Annotated in this window: 13 protein-coding genes; 12 read left to right on the top strand and 1 reads right to left on the bottom strand. The window is 35.1% G+C overall.

The window, feature by feature from the left end:
- Positions 1-7 precede the first annotated feature (7 nt).
- From BUE10_RS05785 to BUE10_RS05735, 11 genes are all read left to right on the top strand, one after another.
- Complete coding sequence (locus tag BUE10_RS05785) at positions 8-3,118, top strand: SusC/RagA family TonB-linked outer membrane protein (protein ID WP_073483219.1); 3,111 nt, start codon at positions 8-10, stop codon at positions 3,116-3,118.
- Positions 3,119-3,131: 13 nt separating this feature from the next.
- On the top strand, positions 3,132-4,643 hold the full coding sequence (locus BUE10_RS05780; RefSeq protein WP_073483216.1) for a RagB/SusD family nutrient uptake outer membrane protein: 1,512 nt from the start codon (positions 3,132-3,134) through the stop codon (positions 4,641-4,643).
- A gap of 36 nt (positions 4,644-4,679) precedes the next feature.
- On the top strand, positions 4,680-5,555 hold the full coding sequence (locus BUE10_RS05775) for a hypothetical protein (protein ID WP_143055949.1): 876 nt from the start codon (positions 4,680-4,682) through the stop codon (positions 5,553-5,555).
- A gap of 133 nt (positions 5,556-5,688) precedes the next feature.
- Positions 5,689-7,143 carry a glycoside hydrolase family 30 protein gene (locus tag BUE10_RS05770; RefSeq protein ID WP_073483210.1) on the top strand — a complete coding sequence of 485 codons (1,455 nt, stop codon included), beginning with the start codon at positions 5,689-5,691 and terminating at the stop codon, positions 7,141-7,143.
- A gap of 92 nt (positions 7,144-7,235) precedes the next feature.
- Positions 7,236-8,705, top strand: coding sequence for a glycoside hydrolase family 30 protein (locus BUE10_RS05765; protein ID WP_073483208.1), 1,470 nt, complete (start codon positions 7,236-7,238; stop codon positions 8,703-8,705).
- A gap of 27 nt (positions 8,706-8,732) precedes the next feature.
- Entirely contained in the window at positions 8,733-10,205 is a 1,473-nt protein-coding gene (locus tag BUE10_RS05760; protein ID WP_073483205.1) for a glycoside hydrolase family 30 protein, read from the top strand.
- A gap of 29 nt (positions 10,206-10,234) precedes the next feature.
- Complete coding sequence (locus tag BUE10_RS05755; RefSeq protein ID WP_073483203.1) at positions 10,235-11,992, top strand: cellulase family glycosylhydrolase; 1,758 nt, start codon at positions 10,235-10,237, stop codon at positions 11,990-11,992.
- A gap of 6 nt (positions 11,993-11,998) precedes the next feature.
- On the top strand, positions 11,999-13,081 hold the full coding sequence (locus BUE10_RS05750; protein WP_083597976.1) for a glycoside hydrolase family 16 protein: 1,083 nt from the start codon (positions 11,999-12,001) through the stop codon (positions 13,079-13,081).
- Positions 13,082-13,154: 73 nt separating this feature from the next.
- Complete coding sequence (locus BUE10_RS05745) at positions 13,155-13,994, top strand: endonuclease/exonuclease/phosphatase family protein (RefSeq protein WP_073483200.1); 840 nt, start codon at positions 13,155-13,157, stop codon at positions 13,992-13,994.
- 2 nt (positions 13,995-13,996) lie between these two features.
- A complete protein-coding gene (locus BUE10_RS05740; protein WP_073483197.1) occupies positions 13,997-15,421 on the top strand; it encodes a glycoside hydrolase family 30 protein in 1,425 nt (474 codons plus the stop codon).
- Positions 15,422-15,435: 14 nt separating this feature from the next.
- Positions 15,436-17,664, top strand: coding sequence for a glycoside hydrolase family 3 N-terminal domain-containing protein (locus tag BUE10_RS05735; protein WP_073484166.1), 2,229 nt, complete (start codon positions 15,436-15,438; stop codon positions 17,662-17,664).
- Positions 17,665-17,714: 50 nt separating this feature from the next.
- On the opposite strand, the gene BUE10_RS05730 is transcribed toward BUE10_RS05735, so the two are convergent.
- Entirely contained in the window at positions 17,715-17,972 is a 258-nt protein-coding gene (locus BUE10_RS05730; RefSeq protein WP_073483194.1) for a hypothetical protein, read from the bottom strand.
- Positions 17,973-18,258: 286 nt separating this feature from the next.
- Between BUE10_RS05730 and BUE10_RS05725 the strand changes: the two genes are divergently transcribed.
- On the top strand, positions 18,259-19,014 hold the full coding sequence (locus BUE10_RS05725; RefSeq protein WP_073483191.1) for an NUDIX hydrolase: 756 nt from the start codon (positions 18,259-18,261) through the stop codon (positions 19,012-19,014).
- The last annotated feature ends 30 nt before the right edge of the window (positions 19,015-19,044 follow it).

The raw sequence follows: 19,044 nt of genomic DNA, 5'->3' as shown, positions 1-19,044 counted from the left end.
TAGAAAAATGAAATTAACAAAATTACTTATTTTTTGTGTTTCGTCTTTATTATTCTCGGTTATAGCTGTGGCTCAGGATGTCACAGTAAATGGAATGATAAGCGATGAAAGTGGAATGCCGGTTCCGGGCGCAACAGTTGTCCTTAAAGGTACAACAAAGTCGACCGCATCAGATTTTGATGGGAAATTCCAACTACAAGTACCTTCAAACGGAGTTTTGACAGTTACTTTTATAGGATACTCTACAGTTACTGAAGCTGTAAATGGAAGAACAAAAATTACAATTCAATTAAAACCAGAATCACAATCATTAAATGAGGTTGTAGTAGTTGGTTACGGTACTCAAAAGAAATCAGTAGTTACAGGTGCAATTTCAAGTGTAAAAGCTGCAGATTTAGAGAAAGTTCCAAATGGCAGAGTTGAGCAGGCGTTACAAGGTCGTGTTGCTGGTGTAACAATTGCCTCAAGTTCAGGTCAGCCTGGTGCGGGATCCACAATCCGTGTACGTGGTATTACAACTTTTGGCGACGGTGGAAATAATCCTCTTTGGGTTGTTGATGGTAACGTTGTTGATGCTGGAGGAATTGGTTTCTTAAATCAGTCAGATATCGAATCTATTGAGGTGCTTAAAGATGCGGCTTCTGCTGCAATTTATGGTACTCGTGCTGCAACTGGGGTAATCTTAGTTACTACAAAAAAAGGTAAAGCAGGTAAAATTACAGTAAACTACAGCGGTTTTGCAGGGGTATCATCTCCAGCAAAAAAATTAGATTTATTGAATGCTGCTGAATATGCAACTATTATGAATGAAAAATCAGTTGCTGATGGAGGTTCAATCTTATACTCTAATCCTTCTGCTTTAGGAAAAGGAACAAACTGGCAGGATGCTATTTTTAATGACAGTGCTTTCAGATACACTCATGAATTAAGTATTAGCGGCGGTGGAGAATTTTCTACTTTTTATGCATCATTTGGTATTCAGGACCAGGAAGGTATTGTTGCTACAGAAATTTCTAATTATACTAAAAAGAATTTCCGTTTAAACTCTACTCATAAAATATCTAAGTATTTTACATTCGGACAAACTTTTGGTTATACAAGACAAAAAACGGTTGGAATTGGAAATACAAACAGTGAATTTGGCGGACCTTTAAGTTCAGCCATAAACCTTGATCCATTAACTCCATTAGTAGTTACAGATCCTGCTGTTGCAAATGCGGCACCTTATTCTACAAATCCTGTAGTTCGTGATGCAAACGGAAATCCTTATGGAATTTCAAGTGTTGTTGGTCAGGAGATGACAAACCCATTAGGGTATATCCAGACAAGATTAGGAAGATACGGATGGTCTGATGATTTCGTTGGGAATGCTTATTTAGAAGCTAATATTACTCCACATTTAAAAGTGAGATCTACACTGGGAGGTAAACTTTCTTACTGGGGAGATCAGGGATTTACTCCTGTATATTTCTTAAGCGCAAACGTGAATGTTCTTAAAAATAGTTATTATCAAAATAACAATAAATCATTCAACTGGAATATTGAAAACGTTCTTACTTATTCTAACAAATTTGGAGATCATAATGTAAATGTTTTAGCTGGTCAGGGATCTTATGTTGATAACATCGGAGGTTATGTTGGAGCTACAATGTTTGGTTTGCCAATTACTGACTATCGTGACGCATCTTTCAAGTTTGATATTCCACAAGCAGACAGAAATAGTGCTACAGATGATTTCGTACAGCATAAAGTAACATCTTTATTTGGTCGTTTAAACTACGATTACATGGAGAAATATCTTGTAACCGGAGTTATTCGTCGTGATGGATCTACTCGTTTTGGAGAGAATCATAAATTTGGAGTTTTCCCGTCATTCTCTTTAGGATGGGTAGTTTCAAAAGAAGGTTTCTGGAAAGAGAATAACGTAGTAAACCTTTTAAAAATTAGAGGAGGTTATGGAGTTGTAGGTAATGACCAGGTTGCTGATTTTAGATATATTTCATTAGTATCAGGAGGTTATAACTATTCTTTTGGAAATACAGGTGCTATCACAACAGGTTATGCTAACGTAACTCTTGATAACCCAGATCTGAAATGGGAAGAAACTTCTCAGGCAAGTATTGGTATCGATGCAAGATTATTTAACGATTTTAATATAACATTAGATTACTACAAAAAGAAAACAACAGGAATCTTGAGACCGGTTGTAATTCCGGGATATGTTGGAGTTGCTGAACAGCCATGGGCTAACGTTGCAGATATGAACAACAGCGGTGTGGAGTTTGAGTTAGGCTACAAGAAAAGACTTGGTGATTTTAATTTAGGAGTTAACGGAAACGTTGCTTACCTGAAAAACGAAATTACTTATGTTGGTGCATCTAATAACTTTATCATTGGAGATGCTTCTTTCCAATCTATGGGACCTGTTACAAGAACTCAGGTTGGTCATTCATACAATGAATTCTACGGATACAAAACGGCTGGAATTTTCCAAAATCAAGCTGAGATTAATGCTTACACAAATGCTGCAGGAGGTTTAATCCAGCCAAATGCAAAACCGGGGGATTTCCGCTGGGTTGATAACAATGGAGATGGATCTATCTCTGATGACGATAAACAATACTTAGGAAACAGTATTCCTAAATATACTTTTGGTTTAACAGTAAACTTAGATTACAAAGGATTTGATTTTATGGCATTTGCTCAGGGTGCTGCCGGAAGCAAAATCTTCCAGGGATTACGCAGGTTAGATATCCTAAATGCAAATTACCAAACAGAAGCTTTAGGTCGCTGGACAGGAGAAGGAACTTCAAATGATTACCCAAGACTTGCTAATAATGACGGAAATGGTAACTTCAGCAAAATGTCTGATTTCTACCTGGAGAGCGGAGATTATGTTCGTTTGAAAATTGTTCAGTTAGGTTATACTCTTCCAGTTGATCTTTCTTCTAAAATTGGAGCAGACAGAATCCGCTTCTATCTAACAGGTGAAAATTTATTCACTATCACAAAATACACAGGATATGATCCGGAAATTGGAGGTCAGGTATTTGGTGTAGACAGAGGTGTTTATCCACAAGCAAGAACTTTTATGCTTGGAGCGAACGTACAATTTTAATAATTAAAGAATCATGAAAAATAAATTTAAATATATATACGCTGTCATTGCTTTGGCTGCTTTAGGAGGATCTTGTTCTGAAGATTTCGTGAGCATTGACCCAAAAGGATCTTTCTTATCAACTAGTTACTATAAAGATGAACAACAGGCTACAGCTGCTCTTGTTGGTGTTTATGACCCATTAAGAAAAAATACAGGTGGTTTTGAAAATCTTGTAGCAATGCTAAATGCTGGTTCAGATGATTTCTACGCTGGTGGTGGTGGTGCTTCAGACGGTCAGGGAATTCAAAATTTCTCAACTCACTCATTAACTTCATTAATTATTCCTGGAAGTTTCTGGAATGATCATTATCAAGGTGTTTACAGAGCAAACGTTTTGTTATCAAAAATGTCTGGAGTTAATATGTCAGATGCATTAAAAGTTAGATTCACAGGTGAAGCTAAAGCTTTAAGAGCATTATACTATTTCAACTTAGTTAGAATGTTTAAGAATATTCCATTAATCTTGGAACCGCTTACAACATCAACTATGTTAAATGTTGAGCAATCAGCTCCAACTGCTGTTTATGCTCAAATCGAAAAAGATTTAGTAGAAGCTATTCCGGCTTTACCTACTAGTGTAGATGCTGCTACAGGATCAGGTCGTTTAACAAGAGGAGCTGCTCAGGCATTACTTGGAAAAGTTTATTTATATGATGGGAAAAATGCAGAAGCTGCTGCAATTCTTGCTCAAGTAAATGGCACACCAGGACAAGCTAACCAATATGGAAATAAATTACTTGCTAAGTTTAGTGATTTATGGGTTGTAGCAAACAAATTTAATTCAGAATCACTTCTTGAAGTATCTCATACTAGTGCTGGAAACTCTGATTGGGGATTCTGGGGTTCAGGAAGAGACGAAGGAAACTCATTAAATGTAATGGTTGGACCTAGAGGTTATTCTAGACCAGCAAATTCTACTGCGGCAGACCTTCCTTCTGGATGGAGTTTTAGTGTTCCAACACAAAAACTTTACGATGCAATGAAAACTGATCCTAGATTTGACGCAACTATTTTTGACTTAAAAGCGTTAAAAGCTGCTGGTAAAGCTGATTATATTCCAGGTTACCAAGACACAGGTTATTTCTTGAACAAATTTTTACCAAGAAAAACGGATGTTCGTACAGGTGGTGGAGCTGCTGAGTTGAACTACAAACAAAACTCTTATGTTATCAGGTTAGCAGATACTTATTTATTAGAAGCTGAAGCATTAGGCGCTACAGGTGCCAGAGCACAAGCTTTACTTGATGCAGTAAGAGCGAGAGTTGGCCTTGCTTCAATTCCGGTAACATTAGCTGCTATCAAAAATGAAAGAAGAATGGAGCTTGCTGGTGAAGGACACAGATTCTTCGACTTAGTAAGATGGGGTGATGCTGCTACTGCTTTATCTGACAGAGGATTCAATGCTGGGACTGATGAAATTTTCCCAATTCCTTACGTAGAATTAACAGGAACTAAATTAAAACAAAACCCTAACTACGAATAACAAAAAAAAACTATCTAACCAAAAACCAAAAAGAAAATGAACCTAAATATAATTTTAAAAAGAAGTGCTTACCTAATGCTTTCAATAGTATTAGGTTCGCTTACTGGCTGTGATGATGATCCGGCTAATAACGGTTTAACAGCTACAAATGTTGATGCTGCGTTTACAATTGCTCCTGTTGCAGGAAAAGTAAATACTTATCTTTTAACTGCTCAGGAAAATGGAGTAATTTCATCAAAATGGGATATTGGATATGGACCATATATGGGTAAAATGACAGAAGAAGTTGTTTTACCAGATGCTGGTACTTATACTGTAACTCATACAGCTATTGCTGCTGGAGGTGCTACATCTAAAGTTTCTCATGATATTGTAGTTGCAGCTTCAGACCCTGCTAAACCTAATTTAGTTAGAGGAGGATTCTTTAATAGCGCAGCTGATATAGCTCAATGGTCATCAGCAAAATTAAGCGCTACTGGTGCTGCATTTTGGTCATTTAATTCAGGAACTGCAACGATTCATTCTCCAGGAGGATGGGCGCAAGAAGGAATTTATCAAGCAATTGATGTTGTAAAAGATAAAGAATATACAATTGATATGCTTGTTTCTTGTCCAAGTGGATCTGATGAAACATGGTTTGAAGTATATGCTGGGAAATCTGTACCTAAAGACGGTGTTGAATATAAAGACAACAAAGTAATGGGTATGAGCACTTGGGATGGCTGCGCAAAAGGAGCTTTTACAGGAAGGCTTTCTTCAGTTGGCTGTGTTAAAAATGACGGAACAGCTTCTGTTTCAAATGTTGTAAAATTTGATACTACAGGTAAAATTTATCTACTAATTCGTTCTGGTGGTAATACTTTCACAAAAGATGGAATTACTGTGAGCAGAATCGAAATGAGAGGAAAATAAAAGTTTAAGTTAAGTTTAAGTTTGGTTGTAAATAGCCCATAATCATTATGAGTATGGGCTATTTTTAAATCCTAAGCAATCAGAGAACGAGTTTCTGCAAACTTCTTTTAGAATTAAAAAATTAAAGAAAAGAATGAAAAAAAATACTTTAAAGTTTCTGTGCTTTTTGTTTACAGTCACAGCTCTTGCACAGCAGACAAAAGCAAAGAAAGAATTTACAACCAACGGGAAAAAGATAACGGTTTATACTACTGCCGAAAATTCAAAACTGAGATTAACATCAACAGATAATTTGACTTTTTCAGCATCAAAACAACCTCTTGAAACGGAGATCTCTGTTTTTGTAGAACCGTCTAAAAAGTTTCAAACCTTTATGGGAATTGGAGGAGCCATTACTGACGCGAGTGCCGAAATTTTTGCTAAACTTTCAAAAGAAAAACAAACAGAATTCTTAAATGCCTACTATGATAAACAAAAAGGAATTGGCTATTCTTTGCTAAGAACCACAATCCAAAGTTCTGATTTTAGCAGTGGAAGCTATTCTTATATCACAGAAGGAGATAAAGATTTAAAAACGTTTACTATTGATCACGATAGACAATTTCGTATTTCGTTAATCAAACAGGCAATCCAGACTGCAGGAGGAAAATTATTAACTTATGTTGCACCTTGGTCACCAAATGCTTTTATGAAAAGTAACGGAAACGTACTAAAAGGCGGAACATTATTACCAGAATATTATCAAACTTGGGCAAACTTTTATGTCAAGTTTATAAAAGCATACGAGAAAGAAGGAATTCCAATTTGGGGGACATCAACTCAAAACGAGCCAATGGCTGTTCAAACTTGGGAATCTTGCATTTACACAGCAGAAGCTGAAAGAGATTTTATTAAAAACTTTCTAGGCCCAACTTTGAAAAAAGAAAAACTTGGAGATAAAAAAATTATCGTTTGGGATCACAATCGTGACCTAATGAATTACAGAGCAAACGTAATTTACTCTGATCCTGAAGCAGCAAAATATGTTTGGGGAATGGGTTTTCACTGGTATGAAAACTGGTCAGGAGGAGATTCAATGTTTGACAATGTTGCAAAAGTAAATGAGGCATATCCAGACAAAAAACTTTTGTTTACAGAAGGATGTGTTGAAAAATTTGATGCTGCAAAATATCAGTTTTGGGGTAATGGAGAACGTTACGGAATTTCTATGATTAACGATTTTAATAACGGAACCGTTGGATGGACAGACTGGAACATTCTTTTAGATCAAAACGGAGGACCTAATCATGTTGGAAATTTCTGTTTTGCACCAATCCACGCAGACACAACAACAGGGGAGTTAATTTATACACCATCTTATTATTACATAGGACATTTTTCAAAATTCATTCGATTAAATGCAAAAAGAGTTAGTTCTGCAGTAAGCAGAAGCGGTTTGTTAAGTACATCATTTTTAAATACAGATGGTACAATGGCAACAATTGTAATGAACAAAACAGATAAAGAAATTACATATAATTTGATAATAGCAGCAGAAAAATCAGTAGTTAAAATTCCTGCACACGCTATACAAACGCTTGTTTATTAATATTTTTTGAGTTAACAGAAGAGGGCTGATTTGAATCATCCATATCAGCCCTCAATTTTTTAATTTGAAATAAAATGCTTTTTGAAGTAACAATGAAAACCATCAATAGAATCTTATTAGTTTTAATAATAATTTTGCAAGTAAGTTGTTCAACATCAAAAACTGCAAACGGATCAGCTGTTTCTGCATCCAAAACAAATAAAAAAATCACGGTTTATACTACAGCCGAAAATACCAATTTGAGATTATCATTATCAGATAATTTAATTTCAAATTCTGCTGCACAACAAACAAAATCAACGATTTCTATTTCCTTAGATGCCGACAAAACAGATCAAACTTTCTTAGGAATTGGAGGCGCAATTACAGACGCAAGTGCAGAAGTTTTTGCCAAACTATCTCCAAAAAAACAACAAGAATTCCTAACTGCTTATTACGATAAAAATAAAGGAATAGGATATACTTTAGCCAGAACGAATATTCATAGCTGCGATTTTAGCAGTGATAGTTATACCTATGTTGCCGAAGGTGATAAAGATTTAAAAACCTTCAATATTGATCACGATCGAAAATATAGAATTCCATTAATAAAAAGTGCAATTGAAACTGCCGGCGGGAAATTAACTTTATTTGTTAGTCCATGGAGTCCCCCAGCTTTCATGAAAGACAATAATGATATTTTGCACGGCGGCGTTTTGTTGCCAGAGTTTGCACAATCATGGGCAAATTATTATGTTAAATTTATAAGAGCTTACGAAAAAGAAGGAATTCCGGTTTGGGGATTAACTATTCAAAATGAGCCAATGGCAAAACAAAGATGGGAATCTTGTATCTACACTCCCGAAGCCGAAAGAGATTTTCTTAAAAATTTTCTTGGGCCAACATTGGAAAAAGAAGGACTTGGTTCTAAGAACGTTATAATCTGGGATCACAATCGCGGAGATATGTTAACCAAAAGAGCCAATCTTGTTTTCTCAGATCCTGCAGTTTCAAAATATGCATGGGGAATTGGATTTCATTGGTACGAAACATGGAATGGAGGTACACCTAAATTTGAATCAGTAGGTGAGGTACACCAAGCTTTTCCAAATAAAAATTTACTTTTTACAGAAGGTTGTATTGAAAAATTTGATGCTTCAAGATTTCAGTTTTGGGGAAATGCAGAACGATACGGACTTAACATGATTAACGATTTCAACAACGGAACCGTTGGCTGGACAGACTGGAATATTCTTCTGGATCAAAACGGAGGTCCAAATCATGTTGGAAATTTCTGTTTTTCACCAATTCATGCCGACACGACAAAAGACGAATTAATCTACACGCCGATGTATTATTACATTGGACATCTTTCGAAATTTATTCGGCCAAATGCAAAAAGAATAATCCAGACAATAAGCGATAAAAAACTAATAAGCACCTCTTTTAAAAACTCTGATGACAAAATAGTAACGATAGTCATGAACCAATCAGATAATGAGATTGTTTACACCCTAATAAACCAAAATTCACAAAACACTATAACTATTCCGGCACATGCAATACAGACAATTGTATACTAATGTTGCTGCACTAAAAAACTATCAAAAATGAAACTAAATTTTAAAAACACTATAAAAATACTGTTCTTTTCAATGGCCGTATTTTCTCAGGTAAAATGTTCTACATCAAACGATGCAGTTGACCCTGTGGTAAATCCACCTGTAGTAAACCCGCCAGTAGTTGTAACAAACGATGTTGATTTTTGGCTGACAAAAGGAGATCAAAGCGTATTATTAGCAAAACAAAGTGGAACATTAGGATTTGGTACAACACCAAATTCATATACAAATATTGAAGTTAACGCAGCACAAAAATATCAAACGGTTGATGGTTTTGGATACACATTAACCGGCGGAAGTGCTGAAGTAATCAATCAATTAACAGCAGCAAAAAAGAGTGCACTTTTACAAGAATTATTTGGTACTGGAGCCAATTCAATTGGAGTTAGTTATCTAAGAATCAGTATTGGTGCATCTGACTTAAATGCTACGCCATTTACTTATGATGACCTTGCGGCTGGCGAAACTGATTTGACTTTAGCAAAATTTAGTTTAGATAAAGACAAAGCCGGAGTAATTGCACTTTTAAAAGAAATCTTAGCGATTAACCCAAAGATTTTAATTTTAGGATCACCTTGGTCAGCACCGCTTTGGATGAAAGACAAAGACAGTTTTATTGGAGGAAAATTGCAAACGCAATATTATGATGTCTATGCAAAATATTTTGTAAAATACATTCAGCAAATGAAAGCGGAAGGAATTACAATTGACGCCATAACGCCGCAAAACGAACCTTTACATGACGGAAATAATCCAAGTATGTATATGTCTGCAGCAGAGCAGGCTAACTTTATTAAAAACAATTTAGGGCCGGCTTTTAAAGCAGCAAATCTTAGTGTAAAAATTATTGCTTACGATCATAACTGTGATAACCCAAATTATCCAAAAGCAATTTTGGCTGATGCCGATGCATTTCCATTCGTAGATGGATCAGCATTCCACTTATATGCCGGAGATATCAGTGCATTAAGTAATGTTTACAACTCTTACCCAACAAAAAATGTGTATTTCACAGAACAATGGACATCTTCAGCAGGAGATTTTGCAGGAGATTTAAAATGGCACGTTCGAAACGTAGTTATTGGCTCGATGAGAAATTACAGTAAAAATGCATTAGAATGGAATTTAGCTAACGATGGAGCTTTCCAGCCTCATACAAACGGTGGCTGTTCCATGTGTAAAGGCGCATTGACCGTAACTTCATCGGAAAATTTTCAACGAAATGTTGCTTATTACATTATTGCACACGCATCAAAATTTGTTCCTTCAGGATCTATTAGAATTGCTAGTAACTCAAGCGGAAGTTTACAAAACGTTGCTTTTATAACACCATCTGGATCAAAAGTTTTAGTAGTAGTTAATGATTCGTCAGTAAGTGAAATCTTCAATGTTAAGTTCAATGATAAATGGATCACAACTTCTCTTGAGGCAGGAGCTGTTGGAACTTACACTTGGAAATAAATTAAAGGCAAAGTAAAATTGATTTTCAAATGAAAAAAGCAATAATAGCATTACAGCTTTTGTTTTCCATTACAGTTTTTGGACAAGGATTTCTGCATAGAGACGGACAAAAAATTGTTGATGGAAACGGAAAGAACATTCTTCTAAGAGGATTAGGCCTTGGCGGATGGATGGTTCAGGAAGGTTATATGTTACAAACACAGCCTTTTGCAAGTCCGCAATACCAAATCAAACAAAAAATTGAAGAAGTTATTGGAGAGCAGGGAACAAAGGAATTTTATGCAGCTTACAAAGCAAACGGAATCACAAAACGTGATATCGATTCGCTGGCAGCATGGGGTTTCAATTCGATTCGTCTCCCTATGCATTATAATCTATATACGCCGCCAATTGAGCAGGAAAAAAATGGAGAAATCACTTGGATAGAAGAAGGTTTCACCATAACAGATAATTTATTGAAATGGTGCGAAGCAAACAAAATCTACCTGATTTTAGACTTACACGCTGCACCAGGCGGACAAGGAAATGATGCTGCAATTTCTGATTACGACACAACAAAACCATCATTATGGCAAAGTGAAGCCAATCAGAAAAAAATGATTGCTTTATGGAAAAAACTGGCTTCTCGTTACAGAGACAGTCAGTGGCTTGGAGCTTATGATATTATCAACGAACCAAACTGGAATTTTACCGGATCAAATAAAAATGGCTGCGATGAAAATTCAAACGGACCTTTAAGAGATTTAATGGTTGCCGTTACAAAAGCAATTCGAGAAGTCGACACCAACCACTTAGTAATTATCGAAGGAAATTGCTGGGGAAATAATTACAACGGAGTTTTCCCTTTATGGGATGATAACATGGCGTTGAGTTTCCACAAATACTGGAATTACAATGACAAGGAATCTATCCAGAAAATGCTGGATTATAGAACCCAATACAATGTTCCTATTTGGCTTGGAGAAAGTGGCGAAAACTCAAACGTTTGGTTTAAAGATGCCTTGACATTGGTGGAAACCAATAATATTGGATGGGCTTTTTGGCCAATGAAAAAAATCGAAAATATTGCTGGTGTAACTTCGGTAACTAAAATTCCGGAATACGATGTTTTATTGAAATACTGGAAAGAAGGCGGTCAAAAACCATCAGCAGAATTTTCGAAAAAAGCATTAATGAAAATGGCAGATAACTACAAAATGGAAAACGTAACCGTTAAGCCAGATGTAATCGATGCCATGTTCAGACAAGTGCAGACAAACGACACAAAACCGTATAAAACACACACAATTCCCGGCAAAATCATTGCAACGCAATATGATTTAGGAACAAACGGATTTGCTTATTCTGATAAAGATTTTATCAATTACAGAGTAGCAACAGGAAATTTTGACCAGTGGAATAAAGGAAATACAATGCGTAACGACGGCGTTGATATTTTGCCTTGTAAAGATGCCGGATCAAACGGTTATCAGGTTTCATTTATCGAAGATGGAGAATGGCTGCAATTTACTGCACAGGTTAAAAAACAAAACAAATACAATGTTGCCATTCGTTACTCAAGCGAAAACCTTGAGGGGCAGCTTCATTTAGAAACAGCAAATGGTACAAAATCAAAAACCATAACATTGCGTGTAACTGGTGGAAATGAAAAATGGAAAACCATTATTTTATCTGATGTAGAATTAAACGCAGGTGAAAATAAAATAAAAGTAGTTTTTGAAAAAGGAGGATTCAATTTGAATTATCTGGAATTTTTGGATGGTAAAAAAAGTGTTTCTAAAAAATAAAAGCAAATGAAAAAAATTAAAAATATAATGGACAAAGCAGGTTTTCTAACCGCTATTTTACTGTTGATATTTCAATCTTGCAGCAGTAGTAACGATGCGTCAGATGGAGGTTCAGGTAATCCAGCTCCTTCAAACCTTATTATTCAGGTTGAAGTAGTGGGTAAGAATGCAGCAAATCCTAATGGGGACGGAAGCGGTAAAGTGAACTTAAAAATTAATGCGGCAAATGCAGTTTCGTATAAAGTTTTAATAGACAATCAGCTTAAAGAAATTACAAACGGAGAACTTGCATATACATTCACAACTTCGGGAACAAAGGCTTATTCCATAATTGTTTCAGCTTACAATGGTTCTGGACAGTTTATCAGTTCTACTTCTTCAGTAAATGTATATGTTGCCAGAAAAATACTTTGGGCAGATGAATTTGATGTAGACGGTGCGCCAAATTCATCAAAATGGGGTTATAATACAGGAACCGGAGACGGCTGGGGAAATAATGAATTAGAATATTATACAAGTCGTCCAGAAAATGTAATTATTTCAAATGGTACCCTAAAAATTAAAGCCATTAAAGAAGAGTATATGGGAAGCCATTATACATCAACAAGAATGCTTACAAAAGGGAAATTTTCATTTAAATACGGCAGAGCCGAAGTTCGTGCAAAATTACCAGTTGGCGGCGGAACTTGGCCGGCATTCTGGATGTTAGGAGATAATATCGATACAGCAGGATGGCCATTATGTGGTGAAGTTGATATTTTAGAATCAGTTGGAAATAATCCAAACGTAAATCACTCTTCATTGCATTCGCCTGGACGTTCAGGAAATACACCTGATACCAAAACGACAACAGTTCCAAATTCAACAACAGAATTTCATATTTACGCCGCAGAGTGGAGCGCTGAAAGCATTAAGTTTTATGTAGATGATAATTTGTTTTACACCTATGCAAATTCAAGTTCAACCCCATTCAACCAAAACTTTTTCCTGATTTTAAATTTAGCAATGGGAGGAAATTTTGGAGGAGCAGTTGATCCAAATTTCACTAATGCAACTTTCGAAGTTGATTATGTGAGAGTATATAATTAACATAAGTTTTAAATAAGTTTTATCCTTTAAGGCTAGATAAACATTAGCTTTACGGATTAAAATTTTAAAAATTATGAAAAAGACAAATAAATTTATTTTAGTATTATTCTTACTTTTTGTAAGTATTTCATTTTATGGTCAAAATTTAAAAATTATGACCTACAACATTCGTTTAGATGTAGCATCAGACGGAGAAAATGCGTGGCCAAAACGAAAAGATTATTTTACTTCTCAAATACAATTTTATGGTCCGGAAATTTTTGGAGTTCAGGAAGCAACCCCAAATCAAGTAATAGATATCGCAGCCGCTTTTCCAAATTATAACAGATTTGGAATAGGAAGAGAAGAAAACGGAACGGGAGAAGCCTGTACTATTTATTACAAAAAAGATCGCTTTAAGGTGCAGAATTCCAATACATTTTGGCTTTCAGAAACACCAAACGTAGTTTCAAGAGGCTGGGATGCAGCTTGCAACAGAGTTTGTACATATGCACTTTTTACAGATTTAAAAACAAAAAAAACGTTCTGGGTTTTTAACCTGCATCTTGATCACATGGGTGAAGAAGCAAGAGTAAAAGGCGTACAGCTTGTTTTGAAAAAAATAAGTGAAGTAAACATAAAGAAATACCCGGCATTTTTAATGGGAGATTTCAATTCAGAACCAAACACGCCGCAAATTGCAGAAATAAAAAAAGTAATGGATGATACTAGAGATGTTTCAATAGAAAAACCTTTTGGGCCATCAGGAACGTTTAATGATTTCAAACATAACGAGCCAGTTACATTATTGATAGACTATATTTTTATTTCAAAAAATAGCGGATTAAAAATTCAAAAACATGCAGTTTTAAGTGATTCTAAAGATTTAAAATATCCGTCAGATCATTTACCTGTTCTAATAGAAATAGATTAAAAATGAAAAACAGCAGCAAAAAACTTCAAATCTTACTTTTACTGCCGCTTATTGCAATGCAGATAAAATGTGGATCTTCAAAAAATGCAGTTGCCAATTCTAGAAAAGCAGAATCATGGATTACAACTACAGATGAATCTTCTAAACTTAAAAAACAGGATGATTTAGTTTTTAATACAGAAACTAATTCAAACCAAACTATTGAAGTGAATCCTTCTCAAAAATTTCAAACCATCGAAGGTTTCGGATTTTCGTTAACAGGAGGAAGCGCTCAGACAATTTTAAAACTGGATAAAGCAAAAAGAGAAGCATTGCTTCAGGAATTGTTTTCCAGAAAAAATGATGCCATTGGTTTAAGTTACCTGCGTATTAGTATTGGAGCTTCAGATTTGAATGAAAAAGTTTTTTCGTATGATGATATGCCCGAAGGACAAACGGATTTAAAACTGGAACACTTTAATCTTGGTCCGGATTTAAATGATGTTGTGCCTGTGTTAAAAGAAATTTTAGCAATAAATCCACAAATAAAAATTATGGGTTCACCTTGGTCTCCTCCAGTTTGGATGAAAGACAACGGAAGCTCAAAAGGAGGAAGCCTGCAGCCAAAATATTATGAGGTTTATGCCCAGTATTTTGTAAAATATGTTCAGGCAATGAAATCTCACGGAATTGTTATTGATGCCATTACACCGCAAAATGAACCGTTGCATCCGGGAAATAATCCAAGTTTATTAATGCTGGCAGAACAGCAGGCAGATTTTATTGGAAATCATTTAGGGCCAGCTTTTAAAGCAGCAGGAATTAAAACAAAAATTATCGTTTACGATCACAATTGTAATAAACCCGAATATCCTTTGACTATCTTAAAAGATGCAAAAGCAAACCCTTTTGTTGCAGGTTCAGCGTTTCATTTATACGAAGGAGATATTAGTGCGTTAACAACAGTTCATGATACATTTCCAAACAAAGATTTATATTTTACAGAACAATATACAGGATCAAAAAGCAGTTTTGAAGATGATTTAAAATGGAGTGTAAAAAATGTTGTAATTGGTTCAATGCGTAACTGGAGTAAAAATGCACTTTCGTGGGGATTAGCAAACGATGAATATTACAAACCATTTACACCAGGCGGATGTTCGACTTGTAAAGGAGCTTTAATGATCGATCAAAATCAAAATATTAAGCGTGAAGTGGGGTATTATATTATTGGACATGCTTCTAAATTTGTTCCGGAAGGTTCAGTAAGAATTGGAAGTAACATTGTTGGAAACTTATACAACGCAGCTTTCAAAACACCATCTGGACAAACCGTTCTAATTGTAGAAAACGACGGAACTACGGCAGAAACATTCAATATCAAATACAATCAAAAACAAATTTCAACTACTTTAAACGCTGGTGCAGTTGCAACTTACGTTTGGTAACCAAAATTAAATTCATGAAAAAAATAACCACATTTGCCTTGTTAATGGTCTCGTTTTTTGCGGCGGCCCAGCAGCAAACAATAGATCAAAAAGTAAATGATCTGTTGAAAAAAATGACAATTGAAGAAAAAATTGGTCAGCTTAATCAATACACAGGAGACAATCAGGCAACTGGGCCAATTACAATAAACCCAAACAAACAGGCCGAAATCAAACAAGGTTTAATAGGTTCGATGCTAAACATCATCGGAACAAAATATACCAGACAATATCAGGAATTGGCAATGCAGTCAAGACTTAAAATTCCGTTGTTATTTGGTCAGGACGTTATTCACGGATACAAAACAACATTCCCGCTTCCGTTAGCCGAAGCAGCAAGCTGGGATTTACAAGCCATTGAATTAGCTGCAAGAGTTGCTGCTGAAGAAGCCTCTGCAAACGGAATTCACTGGACATTTGCACCAATGGTAGACATTAGCCGTGACCCGCGCTGGGGACGTGTAATGGAAGGTGCAGGAGAAGATACTTACTTAGGATCTAAAATTGCTTATGCAAGAGTAAAAGGTTTTCAGGGAAATAAATTAGGAGATTTAAACTCTGTTATGGCCTGCGTAAAACACTTCGCAGCTTATGGAGCAGGAGTTGGAGGCAGGGATTACAACTCAGTTGATATGAGCGAAAGAATGCTTCTTGAAACGTATTTACCGCCTTTTAAAGCCGCTTTAGATGCCGGAGCAGCAACATTTATGAATTCATTTAATGATTTAAACGGAATTCCTGCAACTGGAAATGCACATTTACAAAGAGATATCTTAAAAGGAAAATGGAACTTTCAGGGATTTGTAGTGTCAGACTGGGGATCAATTGGAGAAATGGTCGCTCACGGTTATTCAAAAGACCTTAAAGAAGCTGCATATTCTGCAATTACTGCCGGAAGTGACATGGATATGGAAAGTAATGCATACCGATATAATTTAGCGCAGTTAGTAAAAGAAGGCAGAGTTTCTATTGATTTGGTTGATGATGCTGTAAAACGTATTCTTCGCAAAAAATTCGAATTAGGTTTATTTGATGATCCTTACAGATATTCTGACGATAAAAGAGCAGAAAAAGTTTTGGCTAATCCTGCAAACAGAAAAGCGGCACTTGAAGTAGCTGAAAAAAGTATCGTTTTATTGAAAAATGAAAACCAGACTTTACCAATTTCTAAAAGTGTAAAAACAATTGCATTTATTGGCCCAATGGTAAAAGAATACAAAGCTAATATGGGATTCTGGTCTGTTGAACTTCCAGATGTAAATTATGATAAATGGGTAGTTTCACAATGGGATGGTTTACAAAACAAAGTAGGTAAAAACACAAAATTACTTTACGCAAAAGGCTGTGAAGTTGATGGCGACAATAAAGATGGTTTTGCCGAAGCTGTTGAAACCGCTAAACAAGCAGACGTTGTAATCTTGAGTATTGGTGAAAGACGCGATATGAGCGGTGAAGCAAAAAGCCGAAGCGATCTGCATTTACCAGGCGTTCAGGAAGATTTAGTAAAAGCAATTCAGGCAACAGGAAAACCAGTTGTAGTTTTAATAAATGCAGGAAGACCACTTGTTTTTAATTGGACAGCAGATAATGTTCCTGCAATTGTATATACTTGGTGGTTAGGAACTGAAGCTGGAAACGCAATCGCAGATGTTTTATTTGGAGATTACAATCCGTCAGGAAAACTGCCAATAACTTTCCCAAGAGAAGTGGGGCAGATTCCAATTTATTACAATCATTTTAGTACAGGAAGACCAGCTAAAAATGAAAATGCTACAAATTATGTTTCAGCTTATATCGATTTAAAAAACTCTCCTAAATTTCCTTTTGGATACGGTTTGAGCTATACAAAATTTGATTATTCTGGTTTGAAACTTTCTTCGACAAAAATCAAAAGCAGTGAAACAATTAAAGTTTCATTTCAATTATCAAATGTTGGAAAAGTTGCCGGAGAAGAAGTGGTTCAGCTATATTTAAAAGATAAATTTGGATCAGTAGTTCGCCCGGTTTTAGAACTAAGAGATTTCCAAAAAGTAAAATTGAATGCAGGAGAAACCAAAACAATCGAATTTACAATCGACAAAGAAAAACTTTCTTTCTACAATGATAAATTAGAATGGACGGCAGAGCCTGGAGATTTTGAAGTGCTGATTGGAGCTTCATCAGCAGATATTAAACTAAAATCAGATTTTGAATTAGTACAATAATATAGAATGTCAATTAAAATTGGCGTTATGGATTTTATAAAGGTTTTGAATTATTTCAAAACAGTATTTATAAAATCCATAGCGCCAATTCCTTTATAAGATGCATATAAAGCTTTATCAAAAGCTTCGCGTTTTGCTTTTTTATCTTTAGCTTCAGTTTTAACGATCATTTCGTTAAAAATTCTTTCCTGTTCTTCACTGTATTTTAGCGAAGCCTCTAAAAGGTAAGTTTTAGAAACAAACCCGAATGAAGTCCAGATTTTGGTTCTAATTTTTTTGTTAATATTTTTTAGCGGATTGACACTCATAATCTCGTTTATTAAATTTCAATTCTCTATTTATTTTAGAATACAAAATTAAGTATCTGTAATCTTTTTCTTTCTTAATATTTATTATTTAACAATTCGTTAATCAAATGTGTTATTATGACGCAATGTACTTATTTTTTCAATTCGTTTCGTAATTTTAACTAAAATTGTGATTTGTACACTTTTGGTTTTTCAATATGTAATTATTTAATAAAGACGTACTTTTTATAAAAATGTAACAGTTTTTGAAAAATAAAAGTAAATTGCAAGTTTAATAAGAATTCAAATGCTGAAATTTATTATAGAAAATAACGAAAATTACCAGCCGGGACTTTCCATAGATTGCGTTATTTTTGGGTTTCATGATAATCAATTAAAAGTCTTGCTGATTAAAGTTCCGCATAGTGAAAAGTGGTCTTTACCGGGCGGATTTATTCCGATAGATCAGGATATTGATACAGCAGCAGTCACTATTTTAAACGAAAGAACCGGGGTAGAAGGTGTTTTTTTAAGACAGTTTGCCGCATTTGGAAAAATTAATCGAAATGATGATCATTTTGGAAAAGAGGTTTTAAAATATTTAGATATCGATCCCGAGAAAGGCAAATGGCTTACACGTCGTTTTGTAACAATTGGTTATTATGCTTTGGTCGATTTTTTAAAAATTATCCCAAACCGAATAAATTCTAACGAAATAATAGAATGGATCGATCATAAAGAAGTTCCTGAACTAATTTTAGACCACAAAGAAATCCTTGATAAAGCTCTCGATACACTAAGAACAGAATTAAATTTAATGCCTGTTGGATATAATTTATTGCCGGAAAAATTTACAATGCCGGAATTGCAAAAATTGTATGAAACAATTCTGGATAAAAAACTCGACAGAAGAAATTTTATGCGAAAAATAACCAACATCGGAATTCTGAATAAATTGGATGAAAAGAAAAATAATGTGGCACACAAAGCCCCAAACTTATATTCTTTTGATAAAGAAAACTACGATGAAGTTTTAAAAAATGGTTTGAATCAAGGTTGGTAAGATATAGTCACCAAAGACCCGACAGGTTTT

This window comes from Flavobacterium sp. CF108 (genome assembly GCF_900129795.1).
In the GTDB taxonomy this organism is placed as follows: domain Bacteria; phylum Bacteroidota; class Bacteroidia; order Flavobacteriales; family Flavobacteriaceae; genus Flavobacterium.
The sequence above is the reverse complement of the archived record's forward strand: the minus strand, read 5'-3'. Positions and strand labels throughout refer to the sequence as shown.